This window comes from Phyllobacterium sp. OV277 (assembly GCF_900104355.1).
Classification (GTDB): Bacteria; Pseudomonadota; Alphaproteobacteria; order Rhizobiales; family Rhizobiaceae; genus Phyllobacterium.
In genome coordinates this window covers 35,370-60,528 of the sequence record NZ_FNIY01000005.1, presented here as the reverse complement: position 1 = coordinate 60,528, position 25,159 = coordinate 35,370, and the positions used below count along the sequence as shown (strand labels likewise).

16 protein-coding genes and 1 pseudogene are annotated in these 25,159 nt (G+C 55.0%); 3 read left to right on the top strand and 14 right to left on the bottom strand.

The window, feature by feature from the left end; all coding sequences use genetic code 11:
- Nucleotides 1–70: 70 nt before the first annotated feature.
- The 10 genes and pseudogenes from BLU05_RS17175 to BLU05_RS17130 form a co-directional block, all read right to left on the bottom strand.
- Nucleotides 71–1,653, bottom strand: a pseudogene (locus tag BLU05_RS17175) (GMC family oxidoreductase).
- The gene (locus BLU05_RS17170) at nt 1,650–3,179 is read right to left on the bottom strand and encodes an FGGY-family carbohydrate kinase (protein WP_091882485.1); all 1,530 of its coding nucleotides are present in this window, start codon (nt 3,177–3,179) and stop codon (nt 1,650–1,652) included. Before BLU05_RS17170 ends, BLU05_RS17175 begins: the two are co-directional and overlap by 4 nt.
- 32 nt (nt 3,180–3,211) lie before the next feature.
- Nucleotides 3,212–4,054: a class I fructose-bisphosphate aldolase gene (locus BLU05_RS17165; RefSeq protein WP_091882482.1), complete on the bottom strand. Its 843-nt coding sequence runs from the start codon at nt 4,052–4,054 to the stop codon at nt 3,212–3,214.
- Nucleotides 4,038–5,774 (bottom strand): glycerol-3-phosphate dehydrogenase/oxidase, encoded by a 1,737-nt coding sequence (locus BLU05_RS17160; RefSeq protein ID WP_091882480.1) that lies wholly within the window; start codon nt 5,772–5,774, stop codon nt 4,038–4,040. Before BLU05_RS17160 ends, BLU05_RS17165 begins: the two co-directional genes overlap by 17 nt.
- A 12-nt stretch (nt 5,775–5,786) precedes the next feature.
- Nucleotides 5,787–6,782 (bottom strand): aldo/keto reductase, encoded by a 996-nt coding sequence (locus BLU05_RS17155; protein WP_091882477.1) that lies wholly within the window; start codon nt 6,780–6,782, stop codon nt 5,787–5,789.
- Nucleotides 6,779–7,783 (bottom strand): sugar-binding transcriptional regulator, encoded by a 1,005-nt coding sequence (locus BLU05_RS17150; RefSeq protein ID WP_091882474.1) that lies wholly within the window; start codon nt 7,781–7,783, stop codon nt 6,779–6,781. Before BLU05_RS17150 ends, BLU05_RS17155 begins: the two co-directional genes overlap by 4 nt.
- A 2-nt stretch (nt 7,784–7,785) precedes the next feature.
- The gene (locus BLU05_RS17145; protein WP_175540648.1) at nt 7,786–8,775 is read right to left on the bottom strand and encodes an ABC transporter permease; all 990 of its coding nucleotides are present in this window, start codon (nt 8,773–8,775) and stop codon (nt 7,786–7,788) included.
- Nucleotides 8,776–8,800: 25 nt separating this feature from the next.
- Complete coding sequence (locus tag BLU05_RS17140; protein WP_091882472.1) at nt 8,801–10,348, bottom strand: sugar ABC transporter ATP-binding protein; 1,548 nt, start codon at nt 10,346–10,348, stop codon at nt 8,801–8,803.
- A 66-nt stretch (nt 10,349–10,414) separates the two neighbouring features.
- Entirely contained in the window at nt 10,415–11,443 is a 1,029-nt protein-coding gene (locus BLU05_RS17135) for a substrate-binding domain-containing protein (protein ID WP_091882469.1), read from the bottom strand.
- 185 nt (nt 11,444–11,628) lie between these two features.
- A complete protein-coding gene (locus BLU05_RS17130; RefSeq protein WP_091882467.1) occupies nt 11,629–13,116 on the bottom strand; it encodes a carboxypeptidase M32 in 1,488 nt (495 codons plus the stop codon).
- Between the two features lie 517 nt (nt 13,117–13,633).
- Between BLU05_RS17130 and BLU05_RS17125 the strand changes: the two genes are divergently transcribed.
- The 3 genes from BLU05_RS17125 to BLU05_RS17115 all read left to right on the top strand — a co-directional run bounded on the left by BLU05_RS17125 (nt 13,634) and on the right by BLU05_RS17115 (nt 20,744).
- Nucleotides 13,634–16,852 carry a M10 family metallopeptidase C-terminal domain-containing protein gene (locus BLU05_RS17125; RefSeq protein WP_091882465.1) on the top strand — a complete coding sequence of 1,073 codons (3,219 nt, stop codon included), beginning with the start codon at nt 13,634–13,636 and terminating at the stop codon, nt 16,850–16,852.
- A gap of 215 nt (nt 16,853–17,067) precedes the next feature.
- Complete coding sequence (locus tag BLU05_RS17120; RefSeq protein ID WP_091882462.1) at nt 17,068–19,248, top strand: type I secretion system permease/ATPase; 2,181 nt, start codon at nt 17,068–17,070, stop codon at nt 19,246–19,248.
- Nucleotides 19,249–19,256: 8 nt separating this feature from the next.
- Nucleotides 19,257–20,744 carry an HlyD family type I secretion periplasmic adaptor subunit gene (locus BLU05_RS17115; RefSeq protein ID WP_244518421.1) on the top strand — a complete coding sequence of 496 codons (1,488 nt, stop codon included), beginning with the start codon at nt 19,257–19,259 and terminating at the stop codon, nt 20,742–20,744.
- 41 nt (nt 20,745–20,785) lie between these two features.
- Here BLU05_RS17115 and BLU05_RS17110 read toward each other — a convergent pair whose 3' ends face one another.
- From BLU05_RS17110 to BLU05_RS17095, 4 genes are all read right to left on the bottom strand, one after another.
- Nucleotides 20,786–21,298 carry a hypothetical protein gene (locus BLU05_RS17110; RefSeq protein ID WP_091882458.1) on the bottom strand — a complete coding sequence of 171 codons (513 nt, stop codon included), beginning with the start codon at nt 21,296–21,298 and terminating at the stop codon, nt 20,786–20,788.
- Nucleotides 21,299–21,324: 26 nt separating this feature from the next.
- Nucleotides 21,325–21,915 (bottom strand): tetratricopeptide repeat protein, encoded by a 591-nt coding sequence (locus BLU05_RS17105; RefSeq protein WP_091882455.1) that lies wholly within the window; start codon nt 21,913–21,915, stop codon nt 21,325–21,327.
- 187 nt (nt 21,916–22,102) lie between these two features.
- Nucleotides 22,103–24,190 (bottom strand): sensor histidine kinase, encoded by a 2,088-nt coding sequence (locus tag BLU05_RS17100; protein ID WP_091882453.1) that lies wholly within the window; start codon nt 24,188–24,190, stop codon nt 22,103–22,105.
- Nucleotides 24,187–24,954, bottom strand: a complete 768-nt coding sequence (locus tag BLU05_RS17095; RefSeq protein ID WP_091882450.1) for a response regulator transcription factor — start codon at nt 24,952–24,954, stop codon at nt 24,187–24,189. The genes BLU05_RS17100 and BLU05_RS17095 overlap by 4 nt, the downstream gene beginning before the upstream one ends.
- Between the last annotated feature and the right edge of the window lie 205 nt (nt 24,955–25,159).

The following is a 25,159-nucleotide window of genomic DNA, read 5'->3' as shown; positions in this document are numbered from 1 at the left end:
CGGCAGTTTACAGTTATTCGCGGGAGATTGTCTCTATGTCCCAATTCTTCACAGACAAATTTTGACGCTTTCAGCGCCGTTCCAGAATAAGATCGGCAGCCTTTTCTGCGATCATGATGACAGGCGAGTTTGTGTTGCCGGAGACAATTGTCGGCATGATGGAGGCATCGACAACGCGCAATCCTTCCAGCCCATGCACCCGCAAGTCATGGCCAACGACAGACCTGTTGTCATTGCCCATCTTGCATGTCCCAACGGGATGAAAGATCGTTGTGGCAATATCTCCGGCGCGGTGGATCAACTCGTCATCGCTTTGGTATTGCGTACCCGGTAGCATCTCAATCGGCTGATATTTCTCCAGAGTCCTAGTCGCCATGAGATTGCGCGCGTGGCGGATCGATCCGGCAGCGAGCAGCCTATCACCGGTAGTGGACAGATAGTTTGGCCTGATATGAGGTTGCTCACCTGCATCTCGTCCGCAGATATGTACCGTACCGCGGCTTTCCGGGCGCAGATTGCAAACGGAAACCGTCACAGCGGGATAGCGGTGCAGCGGTTCACCAAGCCGATCGGTGCTAAGTGGCTGGACATGATATTCAAGATCTGGCGTCAGCAATGCTGGGTCGCTCTTGGCAAAAATACCGAGCTGGCTCGGTGCCATGGAGAGGGGACCGGATCGACGGAGAATATACTCCAATCCCATACCTGCTCGTGTGAAAAGGTTATGGTAAAGCTGATTCAGTGTCTTCGCACCTTCGATGCGGAAAACCGTGCGTATCTGCAGGTGATCCTGCAAATTCTCGCCAACACCGGGAAGGTCGTGGAGGGGCTCAATTCCCGCTTCCTTTATTATTTCAGGACTCCCGATTCCCGAGAGTTCAAGGATTTTGGGTGAGTTGATCGCACCAGCGGATAGGATGATTTCCCCGGTAGCCGTTACCTTGCAAAGCCGCCCGTCCTTTTGGTAGCGGATAGCTGTTGCGCGCTTGCCGGTGAATACGAGCTTTTGGACCTCCGCACCCGTCAATACGCGAAGATTTGGCCGCTTCAGAGCCGGGCGAAGGAACGCCTTTGTCGTGTTCCAACGAACACCGCCACGCTGATTGACCTCGAAATACCCTGATCCTTCATTATCGCCTGAGTTGAAATCGTCGGTCTTCTTGATCCCAAGCTCTTCCGCTGCATCGCGGAACGCATCAAGAATGGGCCATGAAAGGCGTTGCTGTTCCACGCGCCACTCACCGCCCCCGCCGTGCATGGAAGACGAGCCACGATAATTGTCTTCGGATTTCACGAAGTAGGGAAGTACATCATCCCAACCCCAGCCGGTATTACCGGCCTGCCGCCAGCCATCATAATCGGCTGCCTGTCCGCGCATGTAGATCATGCCATTGATGGACGAACAGCCGCCAAGCACCTTGCCGCGCGGGTAGGGAAGCGAGCGTCCGTTGAGGCCGGTTTCCGCGTTGGTTTTCATCATCCAGTCGGTTCGAGGATTACCCATGCAATAGAGATAACCGATAGGCACATGAATCCAGTGATATCGATCACTGCCACCTGCTTCGAGCAGGAGAACGCGGTTCTTCGGGCTCCAATAATGATAAAGTCATAGACGCCTTCATCTACTGCCGTTTGACTGTGCCTCCCGTTCACGCGGCTACTCCGGTCGCTGCAGGTTCATGCGCCGCCATACGCTTCCAGATTGGGGCCATAGCATCGGCAATATCCCGGTAGAGCTGATAGCGGCGGGCATAATGAACCGCCCTTGTTGCGTCGGGTCGATAATGGCGATCGGCGCTAACCATCGCACTGGCACCAGCCTCAAAGTCAGCGAATATGCCAACGGCCGTGCCCGCCGCTATCGCTGCACCGAGTGCCCCAGTCTGGCTCGAACGCGCGACTGTGACGGGGACACCGAGCACATCCGCGAAAATCTGTGGCCAGAACAGGCTGCGTGAACCGCCGCCCGACAGTACAGCTTCGTCAAAATTGGCACCGGCCGCTCGCAATGTCTCGATATGCTGGCGATGGCCAAATGCCACGCCTTCCAGCAAAGCGCGGATCAAGTGGCCTTTCGTATGCCATCCGGCAACACCATAAAAACCTGCCCGGGCATTGCCGTCCTGCTGGGCTCCATAAAGGAATGGATGATAGATCGGGTCGTTCGCGGCTGGTTCTATCGTTGATGCCAGCTCACAGCAGACATCGAATGGCGAGCGCCCGTCCGGCTGTTCGCCATGGAAAAACTCGCGCACGAGCCATTCAAGGTTGGCCGCCGATGTCGCGCTCGACTCGATTGCCATATAACGCTCGCGATCAAAGGTCGATGACATGAAGAACGGTTCTTCAAGGCGAGGCGTATCGACAACCACCTGATTGATGCTCCATGTACCGGCGATGATTGAGGCTGCACCTGTTCGGGTTACGCCCGAGCCAATCGCCGAAGCGATCACATCGAAAAGCCCGCCAATAACTGGCGTTCCGGCGGCGAGACCCGTCGCTTCCGCTGCTTCCTGCGTTACTGTTCCGGCTATATCGGCGCTTTCAATGAGCTTTGGCAAAAGATCCATGCACTCACCAAGCCCGAATGCGGTCATGAGTTCCTGATCATAACGGCGCTCTGCGACGTTCAAGAGACCACATCCCGCCATATCGGACATCTCGCTCACCCGCTTGCCGGTCAATCGGTTGACGATGAAATCCTTGCAGAGAAAGACGGTGCCGATCTTGCCAAATGTTTCGGGCCGGTGGCGCTTGATCCAGGCGAGGAGCGTCGGCGTCTGCGATGGCCATGGGCGCTGCAAGCCAATCGGATAGGTGCGGTCGCCAACGCCCTGCGCCTGCCATTCTTCCACCAGATCGGCTGCGCGTGTGTCGAGAGACTGGATGGCGAGCAGGGGTTTGCCCGCGCGGTCGAGTGTGTACAGTCCATTGCCATGTCCGGCACAGCCGATTGCAGCAATCTGCTCCGGATCTATTCCGGCCTCGTTGATGCATCTTTGAATGACCGTTCGGGCATTGGTCCAGAGTTCGTCCAGCCCGCGCTCAACATGGCCGGGGTAGGGCATGTTGCTGTGCCCTTCCTCAGCCGCCGATGCAATTTCATTGCCTTGCCGGTCGAAGATGATCGCCTTGATGATGGTGTTGCCAGCATCAAGACCCAATAGATACTCTCCCATACGGAACCCCTCCTCAGGTTCTTGTTTTATTATCAGCTCTGCTGATAGAGCGCGTAGGCTTGCTCGCCGCTGGCATTGTCATGGATAATGGCCATCAACCCGCGTACCACGGCGCTCGGGTTGGCGTGCTGATAGATGTTCCGCCCATAAACCATGCCAACGGCACCCTGCTGCATCAAAGCTGCCGACTTTTCAAAAACAAGGCGCAGATCCTCCTTCCCGCCACCCCGTACGAGTACCGGACAGCGTGCGGCCTCCACCACCCGATGAAAATCTTCCGCTGATGTCGTAGGGTCCGCCTTGATGATATCAGCGCCCATCTCGCGGGCAAGGCGGGTCAGCGTGACGATCTTGTCCGCATCACCATCCACCATATAGCCGCCGCGTTCTGTCACCGGCTGCATGACAAGCGGTTCGATCATCAGCGGCATACCGTATTTGTCGCAATCGGCCCGCACGCGGGCAATGTTTTGGACGCACTGGCGGAACAGGTCTGGCTCATCGGGAAGCATGAAGAGATTGACGACAACGCAGGCCGCATCCATTGCAATTGCGCCGATCAGCGGCTCGGCCTCATTTTGCAGGACGGCCCACATATCGCGATGACGGATGGCATTATAAGGATTTCCCATGTCGATACGCATGACAAGGGCGGGCTTATCCTTGCCGGGCACATTCTGCAAAAGATCAGCCTGACCATAATTCATCTGAATGGCATCTGGGCCAGCCGCTACCAGTGCACGCACCACGCCTTCCATATCCTCAAGGCCGTTCAAAAAGGATGGTTCGTTGCAAACACCATGATCGATTGCCACATCGAGGCAGCGTCCGGCACCAAATAGGCGGTTCATACGAACCTTATGATTGTTTCGCATAGTGTATTCCTTGTTCATTGCGTGCGGTGAGTGTGTCGAGGCCGATGCCATGGCGTTCGGCGAGAAGCTTGAGGAAGCGGTTCAGCTCCGCCGTTCGGCGTGCTGGCGCCCAATCTCTTTCGTGTGCAAGCAGATCGAGCGCCGCTTGCGCCATGTCGAGCGACAGTTGGCCGCTAATGGCCAAAGTGGTGCGCCTCAGTAAAAGGTCGTCAAGGTGTTCGACGGCTTCATTGAGGATGAGAAACAGCATTTCCCGAACCGAATATCCGGCGTGGGGCATAGCTTTATCGGGACTCTCGGCAATAAAGCGCGCCACTGCCTCGGCATCGGTGCCATAGCGTTCAAACAGTTCGATCATCCGCTTCGGGGAAACGCCCGTGGCAGATGACAGGCGAGCAATCCATTCACTTATATTATCCGGGAATTCCCGTCCGCCACCGATGGCGCGCGCTGTGGTTGTTACTTGCCGCATCCGCTTCAGACGTTCCAATGTCATATCGGCAGCGAGTTCACCGAAGGAGCGAAAGGTTGTCCATTTGCCACCGATCATGCACAGCACCGGCGGTTCATTTTCGCCGGCTTCAACAATCGTGCAATAGTGGTCGCGCGGGATGCGCCCTGTGAAATTATCCTTGCTTGCGGGGAGTGGACGAACGCCCGAAAACTGGAAAACGATTTCCTCCGGATGAATGCGAATATCAGGCAGCACGAAGGCAAGCGATTGCAGGATGTAATCCCGTTCATCAGGTTCGCAATAAACGCTCTCCGGATCATCGACGCGGATATCGGTCGAACCAACCAGAACTTTGCCAAGGTAGGGAAAGAGGATGCAGATACGCCCGTCCTCATTCTCGTAATAGATCATGTGACCGTCTAGGGCGGCGGCGAGTTCGGCATTATCGATGATCAGATGCGAGCCTTTCGTGCCTCCCATCAATGGGTTGGACGGTGCCGCTTTGGGGAGCAGGGCGGTATTTGCGATGTCGATCCAGCCACCCGTCGCATTGATGATGAAAGCGGGATCGATTGACATCATCGTACCTGCGATATGGTCTTGCACGACAAAACCGCCCTGGTCGGTTCGCCTAAGTTCGGTATAATTCAGCGCATATGCATGGTTCCCGGCTGACAGCCCATCCTGCAGCAGCTCAATCCCGATACGCTCAGGATGTTTGACCCAGGCGTCGTGATAGGTGGCCGAACTTTTGATAGCAGGATTAAGCGCTGGCCATTTGGCAAGTGTTGCCTGCCGTCCGCGAAACCTATGGCGCGGCATCAATGCGCGCTTGCGCGTCAGAAAGTCGTAGATACTCAAGCCAGCTTTGACTGCAATAGCGCCGCGCCGGCTTGGTCTGCGGCTCAAGCCCAGAAACCGGACAATGCCATTGGCAAGACCGGAGAAAATATCAAAGACCGGAACCGTTGTCGGCAATGGCGCAACAAGGTGAGGCGCGTTGCGCAACAAGCGATCCCGCTCAACGAGAGACTCGCGCACCAGACTGAATTCGCCATTTTCGAGATAACGCAGGCCGCCATGCACCATACGTGACAGGGCTGCGCTCGCGCCGGAGCAATAGTCATGTTTCTCCACAAGCAGCACGTTGACGCCCTGCAAGGCCAGTTCGCGGAACACGCTGATGCCGTTGATACCGCCACCGACAACGCACACGTCCACCTTCGGACTCCGACGAAGTCCGTCAAATATCTCTTCACGGTTCATGATACAGCCTGTTTACCTGTCCATATCTGCCAGTTTCACTGCGATGGCCGCGTCAATGGCCGATAGGTCTCCGGTATCGAGCCGGATTGTTCCAGCCCGCGCATTGTCAAGCGCCTGATCGGGATTGCGCGCCCCGCACAGCGCAAAGGTCACGCCCGGTTGGGCCAGTGTCCAGGCAATCACAATCTGGGCGATACTGGCACCATGCTTGTCCGCAACAGAACGGATGGCATCGGCAAATTGCTTTGCCTTCAATCTGTTGCCGACGGAAAAGCGCGGATTGCCTCTTCGCTGATCATCACCAGAGAAAACACGGTCCGGATCAATGGTCCCGGAGAGTAGCCCCAGTGCCAGTGATGAATAGCTCAGCGTTGCAACACCAGCTTTTCGCGTTGTTGGTAACAAGTCGGTCTCGAGTTCGCGGTCAATCATGCTGAACCGCTCCTGTATCGCGTCCAGAGATCCGGTTCCGATATAGGCGTTCAATTCGGCAAGATTGACATTGCTTGCACCAATGGCCCGGATTTTTCCGGCCTTGCGCAAATCTTCCAGCGCCCGCACGGTTTCCTCGATTGGTGTGGTCGGGTCCTGCCAATGGGTGATGTAGAGATCGATATAGTCAGTGCCAAGACGCTTCAGGCTCTCCTCGATTTCATGAAAGATGGCATCGCGACCGAGATACCGATGAACCGGCTTGCCGTCCTGATCGAAAAAGTGCGTGCCTTTTTGGGTATGCCAGACAAGGCCGCATTTGGTGGCAATGACTGCCTTGTCGCGGCGACCTTTTAGCGCCTTGCCAACAATCTCCTCTGATCGTCCAAGCCCGTAGGCGGGGGCCGTGTCGATGAGTGTCACGCCAGCATCCAGTGAAGCCTGAATGGCGGCAATCGACTCCTGCTCGTCCGTGCCGCCCCACATCCAGCCGCCGATGGCCCAGGTTCCGAGCCCAACGGCCGATGCCTGCACGCCTGACTTGCCAATGGCCCGCGTCAGTTGTTCGTTGCTCATATCCGTCCTCCTTCAGCGGCAATATCAAGAATGCGTTGCCCCGTCGCTTCGTCTGTCACCAGCGTATCCAAGTGATTGCCCCGCATAATACTCAGGATTGGCCGCGCCTTGTTTTGCCCGCTTGCCACGCCAATTTTGGTTGGAATGGATGCAAATTCCTCAAGCGTCAGCGAAACCAGCGACCCGTTCAGGCTGTAGTCGCAAACCTGTCCCCGATCATCGAGCAGGTGGGCGAGCAATTCACTGCGCGCACCGGAATGCTCGATAGCCTTGCGATCCGTGCTGGAAGAAGGATGCAGGTCATAATAGCTTGAGTCATCGGACAGGATGGAACCAATACCCACCACGGCGATTTTCGCTTCGCGTGCCCGTTTAAAAACATCAGCAACCGAACGCATATTGATCAGCATGGCACGCTCGGCGGAACTGTCGGCAAAGAGCGGCGCATGAATCTGGTAAGCGCGCCCGCCGAGCTTGTCAGCCATCAGGGTCGAGACATGATTCACGTCGGTATAGTGCTTGCCCTGAACACAGCCAGTTGCCGGGATTACCTCGACATCAAAACGGCGCGGCGCCTGCAACCCGGCAACCACGGCGCTGACGCCCTTGCCACCGGTAATGCAGATCGTATCACCATCGGTGATCTCTTCGAGCAGCAGCCGTGCAGCGGCTTCACCCACCGCCTGAAGGGCCGTTTGTGGATTGTCTGATACGGTTGGTACAACAATTGCCCGGCTGATGCCGCCAAGTGCCAGCAATTGCTCTTCCATATCAACAAGAGGTTCAACTGGCGATTTGACCTTGATCTCGACAAGGCCAAGCTGACGGCCGCGCTTGATAAGACGATTGACGGTTGGCTGTGAAATCCCGAGCTGCTCGGCAATCTGCGCTTGCGTCAGTCCTTCCAGAAAATGCAGGACGAGTGCCTGATGCATCTGCCGCGCAATGACGATTTCCTCGCGTGGTGCCACATGTTTCTGGTTGAGTTTGATAAGTGCCATGATCAGGAGGCCTTCCGCTTATGCAGGAAATGGTCGATGGAGACTGCGGCCAAAAGAATGCAGCCTTTTATCATGTCCTGCCAGTAGACGGAGACATCAAGCAGAACCAGAGAGCTGGTGACGAGGGACAGCAAAGCTATGCCAAGGATGGCGCCGAGAATTGTGCCAGATCCGCCGTTGAGCGAGGCACCGCCGATGACTGCCGCGGCAATGATATTTAGCTCCATGCCAACCCCGAATGTGGGCGTCGCTGCTCCAAAGCGCGACATGTAGATAACACCGGCAAAACCAGCGAGCGTCGAGCAAAGAACCGTCACCCAGAACTTCACCTGTTTTGTCCGGATGCCGGAATAGAGAGCAGCCTTTTCATTGCTGCCCGTATAGAAAACCTTACGCAGAGCAGTCGCGCGCCGAAGCAGAAAATCGAAGAGGACAACAACCGCAAAGAAGATGAGAATGACATAGGGCACGCCATGGAAGGAACCTTGACCCACGGCTTTGAATGCTGGTGGCAATGTGAAGAGCGAAAGCGGCGTTCCCTTAGTGATGATCAGGCAGAGGCCGCGCACGATCACCATGCCCGCCAGCGAGGTGATAAAGTGATTGAGCCCCACCACCGTTACAAAGAATCCCATGACACCGCCAATCAGCCCGCTGGCAAAAATACCAATGAGCGAGGCTATCCATGGGTCAAGCCCGGCGAGGAACAGCGTGCCTGACAGCACCATGGCGAAGCAGACAACCGACCCAACGGCAAGATCGATGCCGCCGACGATCAGAAGGATGGTCATACCGACAACGACAATACCCTCCACCGAAAAGCTCATCAGCATGGCGCGGAAGTTGCCGAGTGTCAGAAAGTGCGGAGAGACGAAACTCATGGCAATGCAAAGGGCGAGGATGATGGCGATCAGGCCTGCTTCGCGCATCGATCCCAATTTCTTCCAGGGCGAACCCCGCATATCCTTTGCCATCATCGTATCGACTGCCATTGGTGTATCTCCCACTGTCTTCTCTTCAGGCTGCATGTTCTGATGCATGCGTTGTTTGCCCGTCTTGTGTCTGTTTCAGGCCCGATGCGAGCCGGATAATTGCTTCTTCGCTCATCTCCTCGCTGCCAAGCTCGCCTGCTACGGCGCCCTCGCGAATGACCAGCACCCGGTCACACAGGCCAAGCAATTCGGGAAGTTCGGAGGAAATAACGATGATGCCGATGCCTGAACGCGCAAGCTCGCGCAGCAGAAGATGGATTTCCGATTTTGCGCCAACGTCAATGCCGCGCGTCGGTTCATCCATCAGGATGACCTTGGGCTGCACCGCAAGCTGCTTGGCAATGGCGACTTTCTGCTGATTGCCACCGCTGAGCGATGATACCGGCATGTCTACATGGCTCATGCGCACGCCAAGCCGCTGCGCGAAATCGCGAGCAAGCTGCCCCTCGGCCTTTGCATCGATCAGGCCCAGATGACCGGTTACGGCTTTCAGATTGAGGACTGAAATGTTCTGGGCAATCGACAAATCAAGGAAAACGCCTGAACCCTTCCGGTCCTCCGAGAGATAGGCAATTCCCGCTTTTACCGCGTCCGCATAGTTTCGAATGCTTTGCGGCTGATTGTGCAGGCGTACCTCACCCTCGGCAATCGTGCGCAGCCCGCAAATGCCCTCGGCGATCTCCGTGCGTCCAGAGCCGATCAACCCGCCAATGCCAAGGATTTCACCCTTAGCCAGATCGAAGGACACATTGCCAAACCGGTTTCTGTCGCCAAGATTGCGAACCGACAAGATTGTCTCATCCGAGCGCGCGGCTTTCTCCTGTTTTGGCGGATAAAGCTGCGTGATCTCGCGCCCAACCATGCGGCGCACCACATCATCCGGTGTTACGTCAGCGATATTTTCAGTGGAGACATAGCGCCCATCGCGCAGCACCGTTACCCGGTCGCACAGGCTGAAGATTTCTGCCATCCGGTGACTGATATAGATGATGGAAATACCATGTGCCTTCAACTCGCGGATGATCTCAAAGAGTATGCGCGTTTCTGCCTCGGTTAATGCAGCCGTCGGCTCGTCAAAGATCAGCACGCGGCAATCGAGTGTGAGTGCCTTGGCAATCTCCACCAATTGCTGGCTGGAAATTGTCAGATCACCGACCTTCTGGCGAACATCGATGGATGCAAGCCTGTTCATGACCTTTTGTGCGTCGCGTTCCAGCTTGCGGTAATTCATCAGAAAAGACCGGCGGCGACTGGTTGTCGCCATAAAAATGTTTTCGGCAACGCTTGCATCGGGGCAAAGTGCGATCTCCTGATGCACAAGCCCAATGCCAAGGGATTGTGCCACAGAAGGGGACGAAATCTTCTGAGGCTTGCCGTCAAGCAGGATTTCCCCGTCATCAGGCTGAAGCACTCCGGCCAGAATATTCATAAGGGTGGATTTGCCAGCGCCATTCTCGCCGCAAAGCGCGTGAATCTCGCCTTTCGCCAAAGCAAAATCGACATTTGTCAGCGCTTTCACCGCACCAAAATGCTTGGTGATATCGCGGATACTCAAAACCGGTTCCTGTGACATCGCGCTTTCCCCCGTTGTTTCCAAGGCTACCCAGACCTTGCCGGTCTGGATAGCTGACGACGAACCTTACTCGTCAATACCCTTGGTGCCGCGGCGCTTCAGGTACTTGTCCCAGAAGAAGTCATCCGCATTGTCGGCTGTCACAATGGACAGACCATTGTCGACGAAGGGGATGCTCATCGGGTTGGAACCAGCACGCTTCGCATCGTTCATCGGATCGATCAGTTCCGGATGCTTGGCGAACCACAGAAGCATGAAGCCCATATAGCCCTGCATGCCCTGATTTGGGTTGATCGAGCCAAAGACCTGACCGGCCTTGATCATATCCAGAATATTGGCGTTGACGTCGGCGCACATGACGAGAATCTTGCCGCCGCTTTCCTTGTTGGCTTGCGCCGCCCCAATGGCCGAGTTTGCCTCTGGCATGAAGACAGCAGCCAGATTGGGGTTGGCCTGAGCAATGCTCATCAACCCCTGGTAAGCTTTGGTCGGGTCTTGATTGGACGCTGCGCGACCAACCAGTTTCATGTCAGGCCATTTCTCCTTCATACGATCGACGAAGGCTGTGACACGCCGGTCATGATTATCCTGTCCCGGATTTTCAAGAACGGCATATTCGCCCTTTCCGCCCAGCTTGGTGGCAATCGCGTCGGCGGCATAAATGCCTTCGCGCTTGTTGTCTGATGTGATGAAGGAAATCCGCTTGGAAAGCGGCGAGTCCGCAGCAAAGGTGACAACGGCTGTACCCTGATCAACGGCACGGTTGATCGGCTCGATGAAAGGATCGGAATTCATTGGATGAACAAGAATACCAGCCGGGTTCTGCGCCAGTGCCTGATCGAAGCTGGCGATCTGCTTATTGACGTCATACTCAGGTGTGCCGGTGTAAGCTGTCTCACAGCCAAGCTGCTTGCCCGCCTGTTTGAACATTTCATAGACGGGGAACCAGTATTCAACGCCGGAAACCATTACGTTCATGACGTATTTTTCGCCGGGTTTGCAGCGAAAAGGATTTTCCGTTTCCGCGCTGGATGGTGATGCAAAAAGTGTGGTCGCAAGGACCGCCATGGCGGTCGTGCCCAAAAAAGTGCGCAAGTGTCCTCCTCGAGGCCGAAGCCCCTCCCATTGGTGTGTGGCGCCTTGAACGGCGACCGCTGTTCCTTATGAAGGCCAGCAATCCTCCTCGAGTGCTGGCAGGGGTAACTAAGCGCATTGCGATGGGACTGTCAATATAATTCAGTCAATGAATTATAATTCACGATACTCCGCCATTGTCCTGTTTATGCTGCTCCATATCGCTTGCGGATATGCCCGATGAAATGGTCCGCGTTGAGCTTTTCGCCGGTGGCGCGCCGGAGCAGTTCCGGCGTGGACCAGCGCGAGCCTTGCGACCAGATATTATCGCGGCGCCAGTGATTGACAGCTGTAAAGTCACCTCTGGCAATATCATCATCGGCTGCGGGATGCTCTTTTGTCAGCGCCGCCCATTGCTGTGCAGCCATCATTGCGCCGAGTGTGTAGGAAGGGAAATAGCCGAATGCACCACCAGCCCAATGCACATCCTGCATGGGCCCATCGGCAGGATTATCTATCGTGGAAAGACCAAGATATTCGCGCATCTTTGCGTCCCACGCTTCCGGCAAATCAACCGCCTCAAGCCGGCCCTGAATCAGATCCTGCTCCAGTTCGTAACGCAGGATCACATGCAGCGGGTAGGTGACTTCATCGGCATCAACTCGAATGAGCCCACGCTCTACCCGATGCACATGGGGAATGATGTCATCGATCGACCATGTTTCACCCAGATGCTTTTCGACAATAGGCAGTGCCCAATGCCAAAATGCTGGATTGCGCCCAAGCTGCTTTTCGACAAACAGGCTCTGGCTTTCATGCACCGCCATGCCGCGGGCTTTTCCCACGGGCCAATGGGCCCATTGCTTGGGAAGGTTCTGTTCATAGAGCGCATGGCCTGTTTCATGCAGCACACCCATGAGTGAGGAGAGGAACTCCGTCGTCCGGTAACGGGTCGTGATACGAACATCACTCGGTACGCCGCCACAGAACGGATGGTGCGATATGGACAGGCTGCCGTGTGAAAGGTCGAACCCGACGGCAGCCATCATGGCAAGGCCAAGCTCGCGCTGCTTGTCGATGGAATAAACGCCCGACAGTGGTTTGAGCGGATGTTTTGCCAGACGTTCCTCCTGCACGGCAAGCGCTTCGGGAACGAAATCCTTCAGGAAGTTTTTCAGTTCGGCAAATACCGGCGAGATCTCGGCCGTCCGATTGCCCGGATCGTGCTGTTCAATCATCGCGTCATAGAGACCAAGACCAAGCACTTCGGATCGCATGGCTGCTTCTTCGCGCGCCAGTGTAACGACGCCCTCAAGTGCCGGTAGAAATCCCGACCAATCATTCTTGGCGCGCAGATCGCGCCACAACTGCTCACAGCGAATTCGTGTATTCATCTGCCGCTCGACAAACTCGGCCGGTAGGCAGGTCAGATTGGTATAGTTCCGCTTGAACTCTTTGACAGCCGTCTCCTGCTCCTCGCTGAGCGGTTCAGCTTCTGCAGCAGCAACCCAGTCTGCAATCTCGGGCGCTGACGCCTGACGATGGTACATGCCGGCAAGTGTGCTCATGGCTTCAGCACGCTTCTCGCCCCCACCAACGGCCATATGAGTCGCCTCATCAGCGCCAAGAATCGCAAGTGCGTGTTCCAAAGCCTCAAGTTTGTGGCCAAGTTCATCGATTTTCTGGAAGGACATTCTATTCCCCTCTGGGCGATTCCCGATTCAAAGCAGGGCCAGAGAGGACTTCAATTCGTCGGGGAGCGCAAGATTGAATCGGGCAGCAAGGCAATGACCGATTCCTCTGAGAATTTGCAAACAACGCCATTATACGAAAGGTGAAGGCAGGGAATGTATATAAATTATGCGACCAATATATTAGGTATATATGATTGAAATTTACTTCAAAATTTGAATCGTTTTTCGATAAAAGTGAGAGTTTTCAGCCTATTTCCGCCAGCAATATTTGTTGTTCATTCCAATCAACTGTTTGTCACGCGTCCAGTGATTTTATACTGACATAATTAGTTACGATTGTTGATAGTTGCAGATATTGACTGTTGGTTTTTTCGACCATGAATTGCCGGTCAGGTAAAGTTACCTCGGGCGGAATGGGTCAACTTCCGTTCGTTCACAGTTACGACAGGTGATTACAAAAGCGTACTCCAAATGAACAAGGGGATTCGTTACAATGTGCATTTTGTGTCAAAATGGTATGCCTCAAAAACATGCGCCTACCAGCACTCAGCAGTTCTCTGCGAGTGAAGTAATATCCAGCGCCGCGAGTGTGCCCGGCGATAAATCATGGCAGAACATCGATCAAACTCCACTCAACACATTCGGCAAGAGCACCGATTACGAGGCATTCCTCGATTATCTTGGCGCGCTGCAACGGGATCTCACGCCCGAGATGGCGCAGCAGCCTATCAAAGTGAATCTGGAGGAACTTAACAATCACCCGGATTATAAAGCAGCGGCAATGGCAGCGCTGCAGCAGTGGTCCACGGTCACGCCGCTCAAGTTCGAGTTCGTCACATCGGGCGAATATTTGAAGGTTGTCAGCCCTGAAGTCGGGGAGAAGGATGACGGGAGCGCCTATTCCAGCGGCCATTATGTCAGTGTCGGGCAACGATTCCACGATACAGAGGTGGATAAGACCGCGCCGGGCGGATATATTTTCAACACGTTCATCCATGAATTCGGCCATGAATGGGGACTGAATCACCCCGGTGTCTATAATTATGGCGGACCCGGCGGCGAACAGATCACCTATCTGGCCGGTGCCACATGGGTATATGATCAGCAGCGTTACAGCGTCATGTCCTATTTTGACGGTATTGACGTCGGCGAAACCACGGCATGGTCGGCAACCACCCCGATGATCGGTGATATTGAGGCGGTCATTCGCCACTATTATTCCACGGTCACAAATGGAGTGCGGACATATCAGGACGTTCAGCTGAATACCGGCAACGACGTCTACGGGTTTGGCAGCACCAAGCTTGGATATGAACTAAAGACGACTGGAAACGGTCATGATATCGGCTTTGTCATCCATGACACAGGCGGTTTTGATACGGTGGATTTCTCCGGATCAACAGCAGGTACAACGCTTGATCTACGGGCAGGCCGCTGGTCCAGCGTCAATGGCCATAACAACAATGTTGTTATTTATCAGGGCCATAATGCCGATGCCACAGACTACTACATCGAAAAGGGTGTCGGCAGCGCGTTCAACGACATCATTCTGGGTAATGATGGCAATAACGAGCTGATTGGCGGCGCCGGTGATGACAAAATCGCTGGCTTTGCGGGCAATGACCGGCTTTCGGGTGATGCAGGAAATGATGAGCTTGACGGCGGCGCCGGTAATGACCTGCTGCTCGGTGGTGCAGGGAATGATTATCTGGATGGCGGCGACGGTGCCGATTCCATTCGTGGCGGCAATGGTGATGATCACATCATCGGTGGTCGGGATTCTCTCGCCAGCCGTGATATCAACAATACCATTCCGATTTCGCAGTTGCCTGATCAGACTGAAAGTCTTGACGGTGATGACAAGCTCTATGGCGAAGGCGGCAACGATATCATCGAGGGCGGACAGGGTAACGATATTCTGGACGGCGGCGCAGGCGATGACATTCTGCGTGGTCAGGATGGTGTGGATGTCTTCATCGGTGGTGCCGGTTCTGACACTGTCGATTATAGCCATGAAAGCCCGTTCCAGTTGCTCGTCAATCTGGAAACAAATGTTGCAAGCGGCGGTACAGCCACCGGCGATACGTTCTACAGCATTGAAAACCTGATCGGTTCGGATGATCGCATTGATCGGTTTATTGGCAACAGTGCGGACAACCATTTCCAGGGCCTTGGCGGCGGCGACGTCTTCAACGGCGGTGATGGAAATGACATACTCGATGGTGCCCGCGATGCCGATATTCTCTACGGCGATGCCGGTGATGATATTCTGATCGGCGGTGCCGGTTTCGATTATCTCAACGGTGGTGAAGGCAATGACACCGCAGTTTATACAATCGGTGCCGACTCCCGGAGCAAGCAGGGCGTTAACGTCAATCTTGCTACAGGTGTTGCCAGTGGCGGCGACGCTGAAGGTAATGCCACCGGTGGCGTCAAAGGCGATATACTCGTGTCGATCGAAAATCTCGTCGGCTCGGCCTATGACGACAACCTCTTCGGTGATGCCGGTGTAAACAGGCTCAGCGGCGGCGGCGGTAACGACACAATCGGTGGCGGCGCTGGCAAGGATTATATCGATGGCGGCGAAGGCCTTGATATGGTTGCCTTCTACGACAGTACTCAGGCCGTAAACATCGATCTGGCTGGTAATACCGGCGAGGACACTCTTGTGTCGATCGAAGGCATTGCCGGATCGAGTTTTGATGACACTTTGTCTGGAACCGCTGGCGATAATCGACTGGTTGGACAGGGCGGTAACGATACCCTGAACGGCGGTGACGGCAACGATATCCTCGACGGCGATTTCGAACCTTTCCCGGTTTCCGGAATTGGTCTTGGTGATAGTTATGCCACCTTGGGAGCCGATGCGACGAACACTTCGTTTGCCAACGCTTTCGACCTCACCAGCAAGTTCTCGACATTGGCCGATGCAGACATCGCCAATGCTGAAACAAAGCCGCACTCAACCATTAACGCGGTTGGTAATGGCGCTGCCGGTTATTATAAGGTAACGCTGAATGCCGGGTCTATCATCACTGTTGATATCGACCACACCGTTGGTGCGTTCGACAGCTATATCAGGCTGATGCAGGACAATGGCGGAGCTGGTATCGAAGTTGCCAACAATGATGACGGTGGTGGCGATCCCGGCTCGGTTGGTCGCAGCACAGATTCGGCGCTGACATATACCGTCACGACAACAGGGTCTTACTACATCGTTGTCGGAAATTACGACAATCCGAACTCCGTTCCGTCGCAAGTTCCATACGAAGTCAACGTATCGGTGGCTCCGCCCGTTCCATCCATGCCGCATATCGGCGTTGCCGGTAACGACACGCTCAATGGTGGAAAAGGCAACGACACCCTTTTCGGACGGGAAGGCAATGACAAGCTCAATGGTGGTGTGGGTAATGACACATTATCAGGTGGGTTTGGCAACGACACCTTCTCTTTCAATGCCGTCGGGTTCGGTAACGATGTCATCAGTGACTTCAACATCTATGCTGGTGAACAGGATGTGCTTGAGTTCAGCTCGTCCATCTTCGGCAATCTGGATGAAGTATTGAACAGCGCAGTGCTTCAGGACGGGAGTGTCTTGCTCAAGGACGGCAATAGCAGCATCCAGTTGGCGGGATGGAACGACGTAAACGCGTTCAAGCAGTTCGCCAGCTCTCACACGGATAGCTTCCACTTCGTCAGTCAGCCTGCATCCAATTCCAGGGCTCTTGCTGCTTGATTTGAAGCTGTTATCGCATTGGGGCCCAGGGGTGTTGACGCACTTCCTGGGCCTCGTTAAAGCTCTGAAGACAATTTTTAGCGACATGGTAATGTCGGCAAACGTTTTTGGATATACGACGCGCCTTTGTGCGCGGGGGGCATGGATTTTGTTGCCGTTGAGGTAACGGATTGTGGGGGAGACAATCATGATCACAAGCACGCGACGGCTTCATCATGGATAATGTGAGCCCAGGGACAGAGTCCAAGGATGCAAACGTCTTTGGTGGACAAGCACCTGACAGTGGCCTCTCGGCGCTGGCAGCAATCGCAGGATATTACCGGATTGCCACGCGGCCCGAGACGCTCGCACGGGAATATGCACTGAAGGGGGCTGCGGGGGCTGAGGATATTCTCCGGGCCGCCGGTTCCATTGGTCTGAAGGCGCGCATTGTCAAAGCAAGCGATGCCAAACGGCTTGCAACGCTGCCGGTTCCGGCCATGGCCTGCCTTGATGACGGAACATTTGCCATCTTCGGCGGCGTGAATGCCGAAGGCAGATGCCGGCTCGTCAATCCATTGGGATTCACATCCCGTGAGATACCGGTTGCCGAATTGCTGCAATTGACGGCAGGCAAGTTCATTCTGGTGCAGCGGCGATTTGCCGGAGCAGGTGCTTCACGCGAGAGCTTTGGTTTTCGCTGGTTTCTGCCATCACTCTGGCGTTACCGGCGCGTTTTTGGCCATGTGTTGCTGGCCTCGCTGTTTGTGCAGCTGTTTGCCCTTGTTACACCGCTGTTCTTTCAGGTGGTGGTGGACAAGGTGCTCGCGCACCGCAGCTATTCAACGCTGATCGTTCTGGTGATCGGCCTTGCTGCTATCGGATTATTCGATGTGGTGCTGCAATATTTGCGCACCTACGCTCTGTCACACACGACCAACCGCATCGACGTGGAACTGGGCCGACGCCTGTTTCGTCATCTCCTCAACCTGCCGCTGAGTTATTTCGAAACGCGGGCCGCGGGCCAGACGGTAGCGCGTGTGCGCGAGCTTGAAACGATCCGCAATTTTCTGACTGGGCAGGGGTTGTTCTCGGGGCTCGATCTCATTTTTACGATTGTCTTCATCATCGTGCTCTTTGCCTATTCGGCAAAGCTCGCATGGATCGTCGTTGCTTCCATTCCCTTCTATCTTGCCATCGGCTTTCTCATTCGTCCGTTCCTCAAAGAACGCATTGACGAGAAGTTTGATCGCGGTGCCTATAGCCAGCAGCTGCTGGTGGAGACGGTGGTAGGCGCGCAGACACTGAAGGCTGCTGCCGTGGAGCCGGTTGTTGCGGCGCAGTGGGAAGAGCGGCTTGCCGCCTATGTCCGCTCCTCGTTTGCTGCAACCATGCTTGCAGCCAAGGGGCAGAATGCCATTCAATATGTCAGCAAGGTCACCAGTGCAGCGCTCCTTCTCTTTGGGGCGCAGGCTGTGATCAATGGCGAACTGTCAGTTGGCGCGCTCGTCGCCTTCAATATGATTGCGGGTCAGGTGGCACAGCCGATCCTGCGTCTGTCGCAGCTATGGCAAGATTTCCAGCAGGTGCAGGTATCCATCTCGCGATTGGCTGACATTCTGAACGCGCCGCAGGAGCCGCGTCCGGCGATTGCCGTCAGCCTGCCTGTGCCCAAAGGCGCCATTGAATTCAAGTCGGTCAATTTCCGCTATTCGCCCGACGCGCAGGATGTGCTGAAAGATATCAACCTTTCGGTTCGCCCCGGCGAAGTAATTGGCATTGTCGGGCCATCGGGCTCGGGCAAGTCGACGCTGACCAAGCTCGTACAGCGGTTCTATATTCCCAACAATGGACAGGTGTTTGTTGACGGGCAGGATATCGCACAGGTTGATCCGGCCTGGCTGCGCGCCAGTATTGGCGTGGTGTTGCAGGAGAACATGCTGTTCAACCGCACCATCCATGACAATATCGTGCTTGCAGCCCCGGCCATGCCGCGGGAAGGCGCCATGCGCATGGCAAAGCTTTCGGGTGCAGAAGAGTTTATCTCGAAACTGCCCCGAGGCTATGACACGCTGATCGAAGAGCGCGGCGCCAACCTTTCCGGCGGGCAGCGTCAGCGGCTTGCCATTGCCCGGGCACTCGCCACCAATCCGCCCATTCTCATCCTCGACGAAGCGACAAGCGCGCTCGACTATGAGAGCGAACGGATCATTCTTGCCAATATGCGCGAGATCGTGCGCGGACGAACTGTTATCATTATCGCTCACCGGCTTGCCACTGTGCGCTACTGCAACCGTATTATCGGCATGAAAGACGGCCGTATTGTCGAAGAAGGCACGCACGACACGCTCATTGCCAAAAAGGATGGTCTCTACGCGCATCTGTGGCAACTCCAGTCCGGGAGCAACAACGCATGAATGCGCCCATGAAGCCTGAGCAGGCGAAGTCGGAAAAGATCACGAAGGACGCGCTGAAGAGGCTCAAGCGCCAGCGCGAAGACAACCAGTTTCTACCGGCAGCGCTGGAGATACTGGAAACGCCGCCGTCGCCGATCAGGACAGCCTTTATCTGGTTTATCTGTGTCCTTGCAGCAAGTGCCATCCTGTGGGCCTATTTTGGCACCTTCGACATTGTGGCAACGGCGCAAGGCAAGGTGCAGCCGACAGGCCGTGTGAAGATCATCCAATCGATCGAGCTGGGTCGAACCAAGGCTGTCCCCGTTACCAATGGCATGGCAGTCAAGGCCGGTGATGTGCTTGTCGAACTTGATGACATACAGATCAAATCCGAAGAAACGGCGCTCGCAGTCAGTCTTCAGGCATATCGTGCTGAAGTTGCCCGCCGCGAAGCGGTGCTTGGCACGGTTGCCGACTGGCAGAAGAACGGGTTGCGCAATGCGGAACCGGTGACGGAGCAGTCGGTTACTTTTCCTGAGGGAATTTCCGAGGCCATTCGCCGCCGTGAACAGTTGATCTACCGGGCTGATACATCGCAGCTGCGTTCTTCGCTGGACAATCTTGGCGCTACGGCCAAACAGCGCCAGACCGAGATTGAAAGCCTGACAGAAACCATCACGGCCCAGCAGGCTCTGGTCAAAACCCTGACAGAGCGCGTGTCCATGCGCACTGATTTGATCCCGACAGCCGCGGGTTCGCGCGCGCAGGTCATTGATGCCTTGCAATCGCAACAGGAGGCGGAAGCAAGCCTCGTTACCCAGACGGGCCAGCTTGCAGCAGCGCGTGCTGCTCTCACTGTTGCCCTGAGCGAGGCAGCAAAACTGGTGAACGGATTTATCGCAGACAATGTGCAGAAGCAGTCCGAAGCTTCGCGCAAAGTGGATGAACTGGAACAGCAGCTGATCAAGGCAAGCAAGCGGTCGCAGGCCATGACGATCATCAGTCCGATTGATGGTGTTGTTCAGGCTTCGGCCATCACGACGGTCGGTCAGGTTGTTTCTGCCGGGACCGAGCTGATGCGCATTGTACCCAGCAATTCAATGCTCGAAATCGAAGCCTATCTTCCCAACCGCGATATCGGTTTTGTCTCGGCAGGACAGTCTGCCGTCATCAAGGTCGAGGCCTTTCCGTTCACCCGGTTTGGTGTTCTTGAAGGCAAGGTCACACGCGTTGCCACCGACGCTATTCCTGAGCCCGATGCACAGGCGCTGGAAGGCGCAGCGGCCAAGGAACTGCAGAGCACCATTCCGATCGGCAACGTGCAGCGCGTGCAGAACCTTGTATTTCCTGTCACCATCCAGCCTGACGTCACCACCATCAAGGTTGACGGCAAACAGATGCCACTCTCGCCGGGCATGTCCGTCACCGTCGAAGTCAAGACAGGCAAGCGCCGCATCATCGAATATCTCTTCTCACCTCTTGCGGAAGTTTCATCACAAGCCATGCAGGAGCGGTGATTGTGTTCGACCTGATTACGATAGCTGCTGACCAACAGCAGCTATAATTTTCCAAATGCAACGGGGCGCCAACGCCATCCGTGATTGGAAACAATGTCTTGCAATGGTGACTTTAGCTCCTTTGTCGAGAAGCGATACTTGTAGACTTGGCCGTATTGCAACTCTTCTGTGAACGCATAGCCCGCACCAAATTCGATCGAGGTCTGCTGGCCGCGAAAATATTCGCCTGAGGCACTGAGATTGGGCACACCTGCATGCCATTCGATGGACCATATTTCGTCGCATGACCTTACTTCTTTTTGTACCTCGTCAAGGCGCATCAAAACCCGTGCAACCTTGGTCAAATGCGCACGGCCGAATATTTCGTACCAGCCTGCATCCACGATCTTCCATTCGGCAATCAGGTCTGCCGAACCAGTATTCTCCTCACGAACAATGAAGGGCGCTGAACTGCGGTTGATGGCAAGCAATGCGCTGTGCAGGTCTGTCGCAACCGTAGGGGTAACACCCTTCTTTGGTGCCTTGGCGCCACTCATCCAATCAAGCAATCCCATGATCTTCTCCCCTTAACTGCATCTGTTCAGTTGGCAGCCTTGCTTTGACGCTGGACCTCCTGCTCGTCGGCTGCTGCTTCGGTGTGGTGCCCCAATTGTCTGTGGCACTCGGCGCGGTGCTGATACGCCTCGGCGTTCTGTGCCGGTTTAAGTTCGATTGTGCGGGTGAAATCCTCAATGGCCTCATCTGGCTGCTTTGAACCCTGATAGGCGAGCCCCCGATAGTAAAAGAAGTCGGGGTTGCTGCCGTCAAGCGCAATAGCTTTGTCGAACATGCCAACCGCCGGAATGGGGGCATTTTGCTGGAGGAAGGCGTAGCCAAGATTATACCATCCCAGCGTGAGCTTTGGATCGAGCGAGACGGCAATGCCGAGATCATTGATGGCTTGATCGAGCTTGCCTGCCTGTCCATAGGTCATGCCCCTGGCAGCATAGGCAGTCGGCTTTTGCTTATCCAACGAGGTATCGACGGCTTGGGTACAGCTGGCGATGCGTGTGTCAAAACCGAGGGCATCGTTTTGGCAATTTGCCAGCGTATCGCTGAAGCCGTCAGCCAGAACAGGGCCTGACGAAAAAGCGCCCAATGCCATCGCGGCCAAGACTATTCGAGTGAACATGCAGAGTCTCCATTCTCTTGTTCTGGGTATGAGAGTTCGATTTCAGAGATTCTCGCTTTTATCGTGTCGCTTTTCAGGCCATCTCTCCCAAAAGCCGGGACTTCTCTTGGGCTGACGCCCGTTACAATCTCAACAGGAGACAACATGCCAAAGATCGATGATGGAAACGGTAGAGTGTTCTTCGCCCCTACTCAGTTGCTTCGAGAAATGACATGGTGATCGTGGTTCCGATATCGACTTTTGACGTCAGCGTTATTTCGCCGCCCGCCTGGCGTACAAAACCATAGACGATCGCCAGTCCAAGGCCCGTCCCGCCTGATGATCTTCGCGTGGTGAAATAGGGTTCGAACACGCGGTCGACGAGTTCTGGCGGGATGCCGTTACCCGTATCAACAACAATGACGCGGACGCGATCCGCGATCCGTTCGAGTGTTATCCTGATGTCACCGCCCTCAGGCATGGCTGCCGCCGAGTTACGGCAGATATTGACGACTGCCTGCTCAAACAGGGCAGGATCAAGCGATACCTCCGGCAAGTTTTCGGGCACGGAAATTGTCAGCTTGATGTTTGATCCCACGATGACGTGCAAAACATCTTCAATGCCGCGCAGGGTTTTGCGCAGATCGCAGCGGACAGGGCTATTGTGCTGCTTACTGGCAAAGGAGAGCATTCCTTCAACGAGTTCCTTGCCCCGTTCAGAGGCTTTCCTGATGCGTGCAACATTGCGCATCTCGGCATTCGAAAGTGTCCCCATCTTTTCCAGCATACCCACGCTGCCGACCACAATACCGATCATGTTGCCAAGTTCGTGGCTGAGCTGATGGCTAAAGCGCACCATACCATCGAGCCGCTTGGCCCTTTGAATTTCCCGCTCCTGCGTTTCCTGTTCGGTAATATCGCGTACAACAAGGATAGAGCGATCACCCGGCTGGTCCGTGCGTGAAACTTCAAGAATCCTGTTGTTCTTGCTGATCCGCGTTACGCTGGCAGCGCTATTATTGTCCGAAGGATCAGCATTGGCGGGTATCGTGAACGCTGAAGCCAGTTGTTGCAGGCTCCAGGTGCGAACCGTTGCTCCGGCGCCAGCAAATTCGACGATGCGCCGGTTCATGGCCATAGCTTTTCCATTTGCATCAAACAGGGCGATACCCTCATTCATACTGCGAAATGTCCAGCGTATGGTCCGAGCAGCCCGCGTGGCTCTGATATGCAGGTGATTGAAACGCTCGACGCTGCTTTTAAAGGCATTAAATGCCCGGATAAGATCCTGCAACTCCGTCTCATTCGTGCCGACAAGAGGAAGGCGGACATCTCTTTCGCCTCTGGCCAATCGGTTCAGCGCATCGGAAATCCGGGCTATCCCCGCTGAAACCCGGCTGATGGAATAATAAACAGTAACAACACAAAGTATGATCACAAGCAGTACCGTTGCGAGAACAAAGGTTCGTATACTGTCCAGATTGTTGGACACTGCCGCAATGCCGGCGTTAAAATCACTGCGGAGCAATTGGCTCTGCTGTTCAAGCCCGGCTGTGAGCTTCTGTGATGCCTTGCGCATTTCGCTCAATATGCTGCGCACCTCGATGAAACGGCGCAGATAGATCTCGCGCATTTGAAAGATTTGGTCGTAGATGCTGTATTGAACCGATGATAATTGCTGTCCACCGGTGGCAGCCGTCTGCATCGACGCGGAACGGCGAAGATAGGACCGGCGCATTTCGCCGAGGCTGAACAGACTATCGGCTGAAGCCGCATTCAGCGCGAATTGCCTCAATTGCAGGTCTGGCTCAGGGCCTTTACCCTCGAAGTGGCGAATTGTTTCGACGCTGCGGGCAATCTTGTCCTTGTAGAGCTGCGCCTCTTCTGCGGCTGCAGCAAGCTTCAGGGTGGTTTCACGAACCAATCGCAGTGCATCGACCAGTTCACTTGTACCCGGTGTAGGGCTTGCTCCGGATTCTGCACCGTTGCGGGCGATATATCCGCTAAGGGAATCGATCTGTTCGGCAATGGACAGGCTTTCGTCAGAGAGCCGGTACGGTGATGTCGTGTTGAGTATAAAGGGCGCTGAGGAAAGAAGGGCCGATGCCTGCCGTGAAATGTTGGAAGCCACCGCAAGATCCGCATAGGTCTGCACGCCATAGGACGTCATTTGGGTCTTGGCATCCGTCAGGCTTTTCACTGCCATGAGAGACAGAAGGAGCACAAGTGTACAGATGAAGCCGATGGCGAGGGGAATGCGGAAAGCAATGGAATTGAGGAACCTGTCCGCCGTCACGGTGCAGCCTGCTCTGGCGCATCAAGAACGAGCATATAGCCTTTTCCGCGATTGGTTTTGATGTGCTTTGGCATGGATGGATTGCGCTCAATCTTGCGTCTTAGCCGCAAGACCAGGACGTCGATGTTGCGGTCGATATAGAGCCGCCCATCAGAGCCAAGACGATGCAGGATTTCAACGCGATCAATAGGCACCCCAGGTTTTGCCGCCAGAATTTCCAGCAGAGAAAATTCAGAGTTTGTGAGCGTCGCAACAGGATTGCTGGTGGAGTAGGCCAGACGCGCGTCAAGATCGATCAGCCAGTCGCCAATTTTAATGGCTTTGGCATTTTCATTTCTTTCCGGTTGGTCCGAAATGCGGCTCGTCATTGTGGACCGCCGCAGAACTGCTTTAATACGTGCAGCCAGCTCAATCGGCTCAAATGGTTTTACCACATAATCGTCAGCGGCTGTTTCCAGCCCCAGCACGCGGTCAACCGAGCTGCCCGCTGCGGTCACCATGATAATGCCTTTGTCGGTGTCACGGCGAAACCGTTGTGCCAGCGAACGGCCTGAAATGCCGGGCAGGTTATGATCCACCAGAAGCAGGGAGATTGACGTGTCGTCGATCCTTTCGAGCGCTTCCTCTGCAGAGAAGACGCGGATGGCCTCCCAGCCTTCCGATTCCACCAGATCAGCGATGACCTCGGACATATCAGGATCGTCTTCGACAATCAGAATTCGAACCGGTGAAATATTCAAAACAGGTCCTCCCTCCTGAGTCATAATCACAGTCTGTGTTCTAATATGAATAATGAGCTTTGTCAGCAAGCCAATGACAACGGTATGTGACTAAGTATTGTAATAATTGAAAGGAAATACCTCCCGGGATGTCATGCAGGCAATGAAATGAAGATTGCGGATGCCCTCATTACTCTCTTATGTGAGAACATGTGAACGCTTTGACGTTTGCGGATTTTCGGGGAGGACT

Excerpts from the sequence above, each read along its gene's own strand:
- BLU05_RS17170 (WP_091882485.1), bottom strand. The coding sequence starts at position 3,179 with ATGGGAGAGTATCTATTGGGTCTTGATGCTGGCAACACCATCATCAAG.
- BLU05_RS17165 (WP_091882482.1), bottom strand. The coding sequence starts at position 4,054 with ATGCGAAACAATCATAAGGTTCGTATGAACCGCCTATTTGGTGCCGGA.
- BLU05_RS17160 (WP_091882480.1), bottom strand. The coding sequence starts at position 5,774 with ATGAACCGTGAAGAGATATTTGACGGACTTCGTCGGAGTCCGAAGGTG.
- BLU05_RS17155 (WP_091882477.1), bottom strand. The coding sequence starts at position 6,782 with ATGAGCAACGAACAACTGACGCGGGCCATTGGCAAGTCAGGCGTGCAG.
- BLU05_RS17150 (WP_091882474.1), bottom strand. The coding sequence starts at position 7,783 with ATGGCACTTATCAAACTCAACCAGAAACATGTGGCACCACGCGAGGAA.
- BLU05_RS17145 (WP_175540648.1), bottom strand. The coding sequence starts at position 8,775 with ATGGCAGTCGATACGATGATGGCAAAGGATATGCGGGGTTCGCCCTGG.
- BLU05_RS17140 (WP_091882472.1), bottom strand. The coding sequence starts at position 10,348 with ATGTCACAGGAACCGGTTTTGAGTATCCGCGATATCACCAAGCATTTT.
- BLU05_RS17130 (WP_091882467.1), bottom strand. The coding sequence starts at position 13,116 with ATGTCCTTCCAGAAAATCGATGAACTTGGCCACAAACTTGAGGCTTTG.
- BLU05_RS17125 (WP_091882465.1), top strand. The coding sequence starts at position 13,634 with ATGCCTCAAAAACATGCGCCTACCAGCACTCAGCAGTTCTCTGCGAGT.
- BLU05_RS17120 (WP_091882462.1), top strand. The coding sequence starts at position 17,068 with ATGGATAATGTGAGCCCAGGGACAGAGTCCAAGGATGCAAACGTCTTT.
- BLU05_RS17115 (WP_244518421.1), top strand. The coding sequence starts at position 19,257 with ATGAAGCCTGAGCAGGCGAAGTCGGAAAAGATCACGAAGGACGCGCTG.
- BLU05_RS17110 (WP_091882458.1), bottom strand. The coding sequence starts at position 21,298 with ATGGGATTGCTTGATTGGATGAGTGGCGCCAAGGCACCAAAGAAGGGT.
- BLU05_RS17105 (WP_091882455.1), bottom strand. The coding sequence starts at position 21,915 with ATGTTCACTCGAATAGTCTTGGCCGCGATGGCATTGGGCGCTTTTTCG.
- BLU05_RS17095 (WP_091882450.1), bottom strand. The coding sequence starts at position 24,954 with ATGACTCAGGAGGGAGGACCTGTTTTGAATATTTCACCGGTTCGAATT.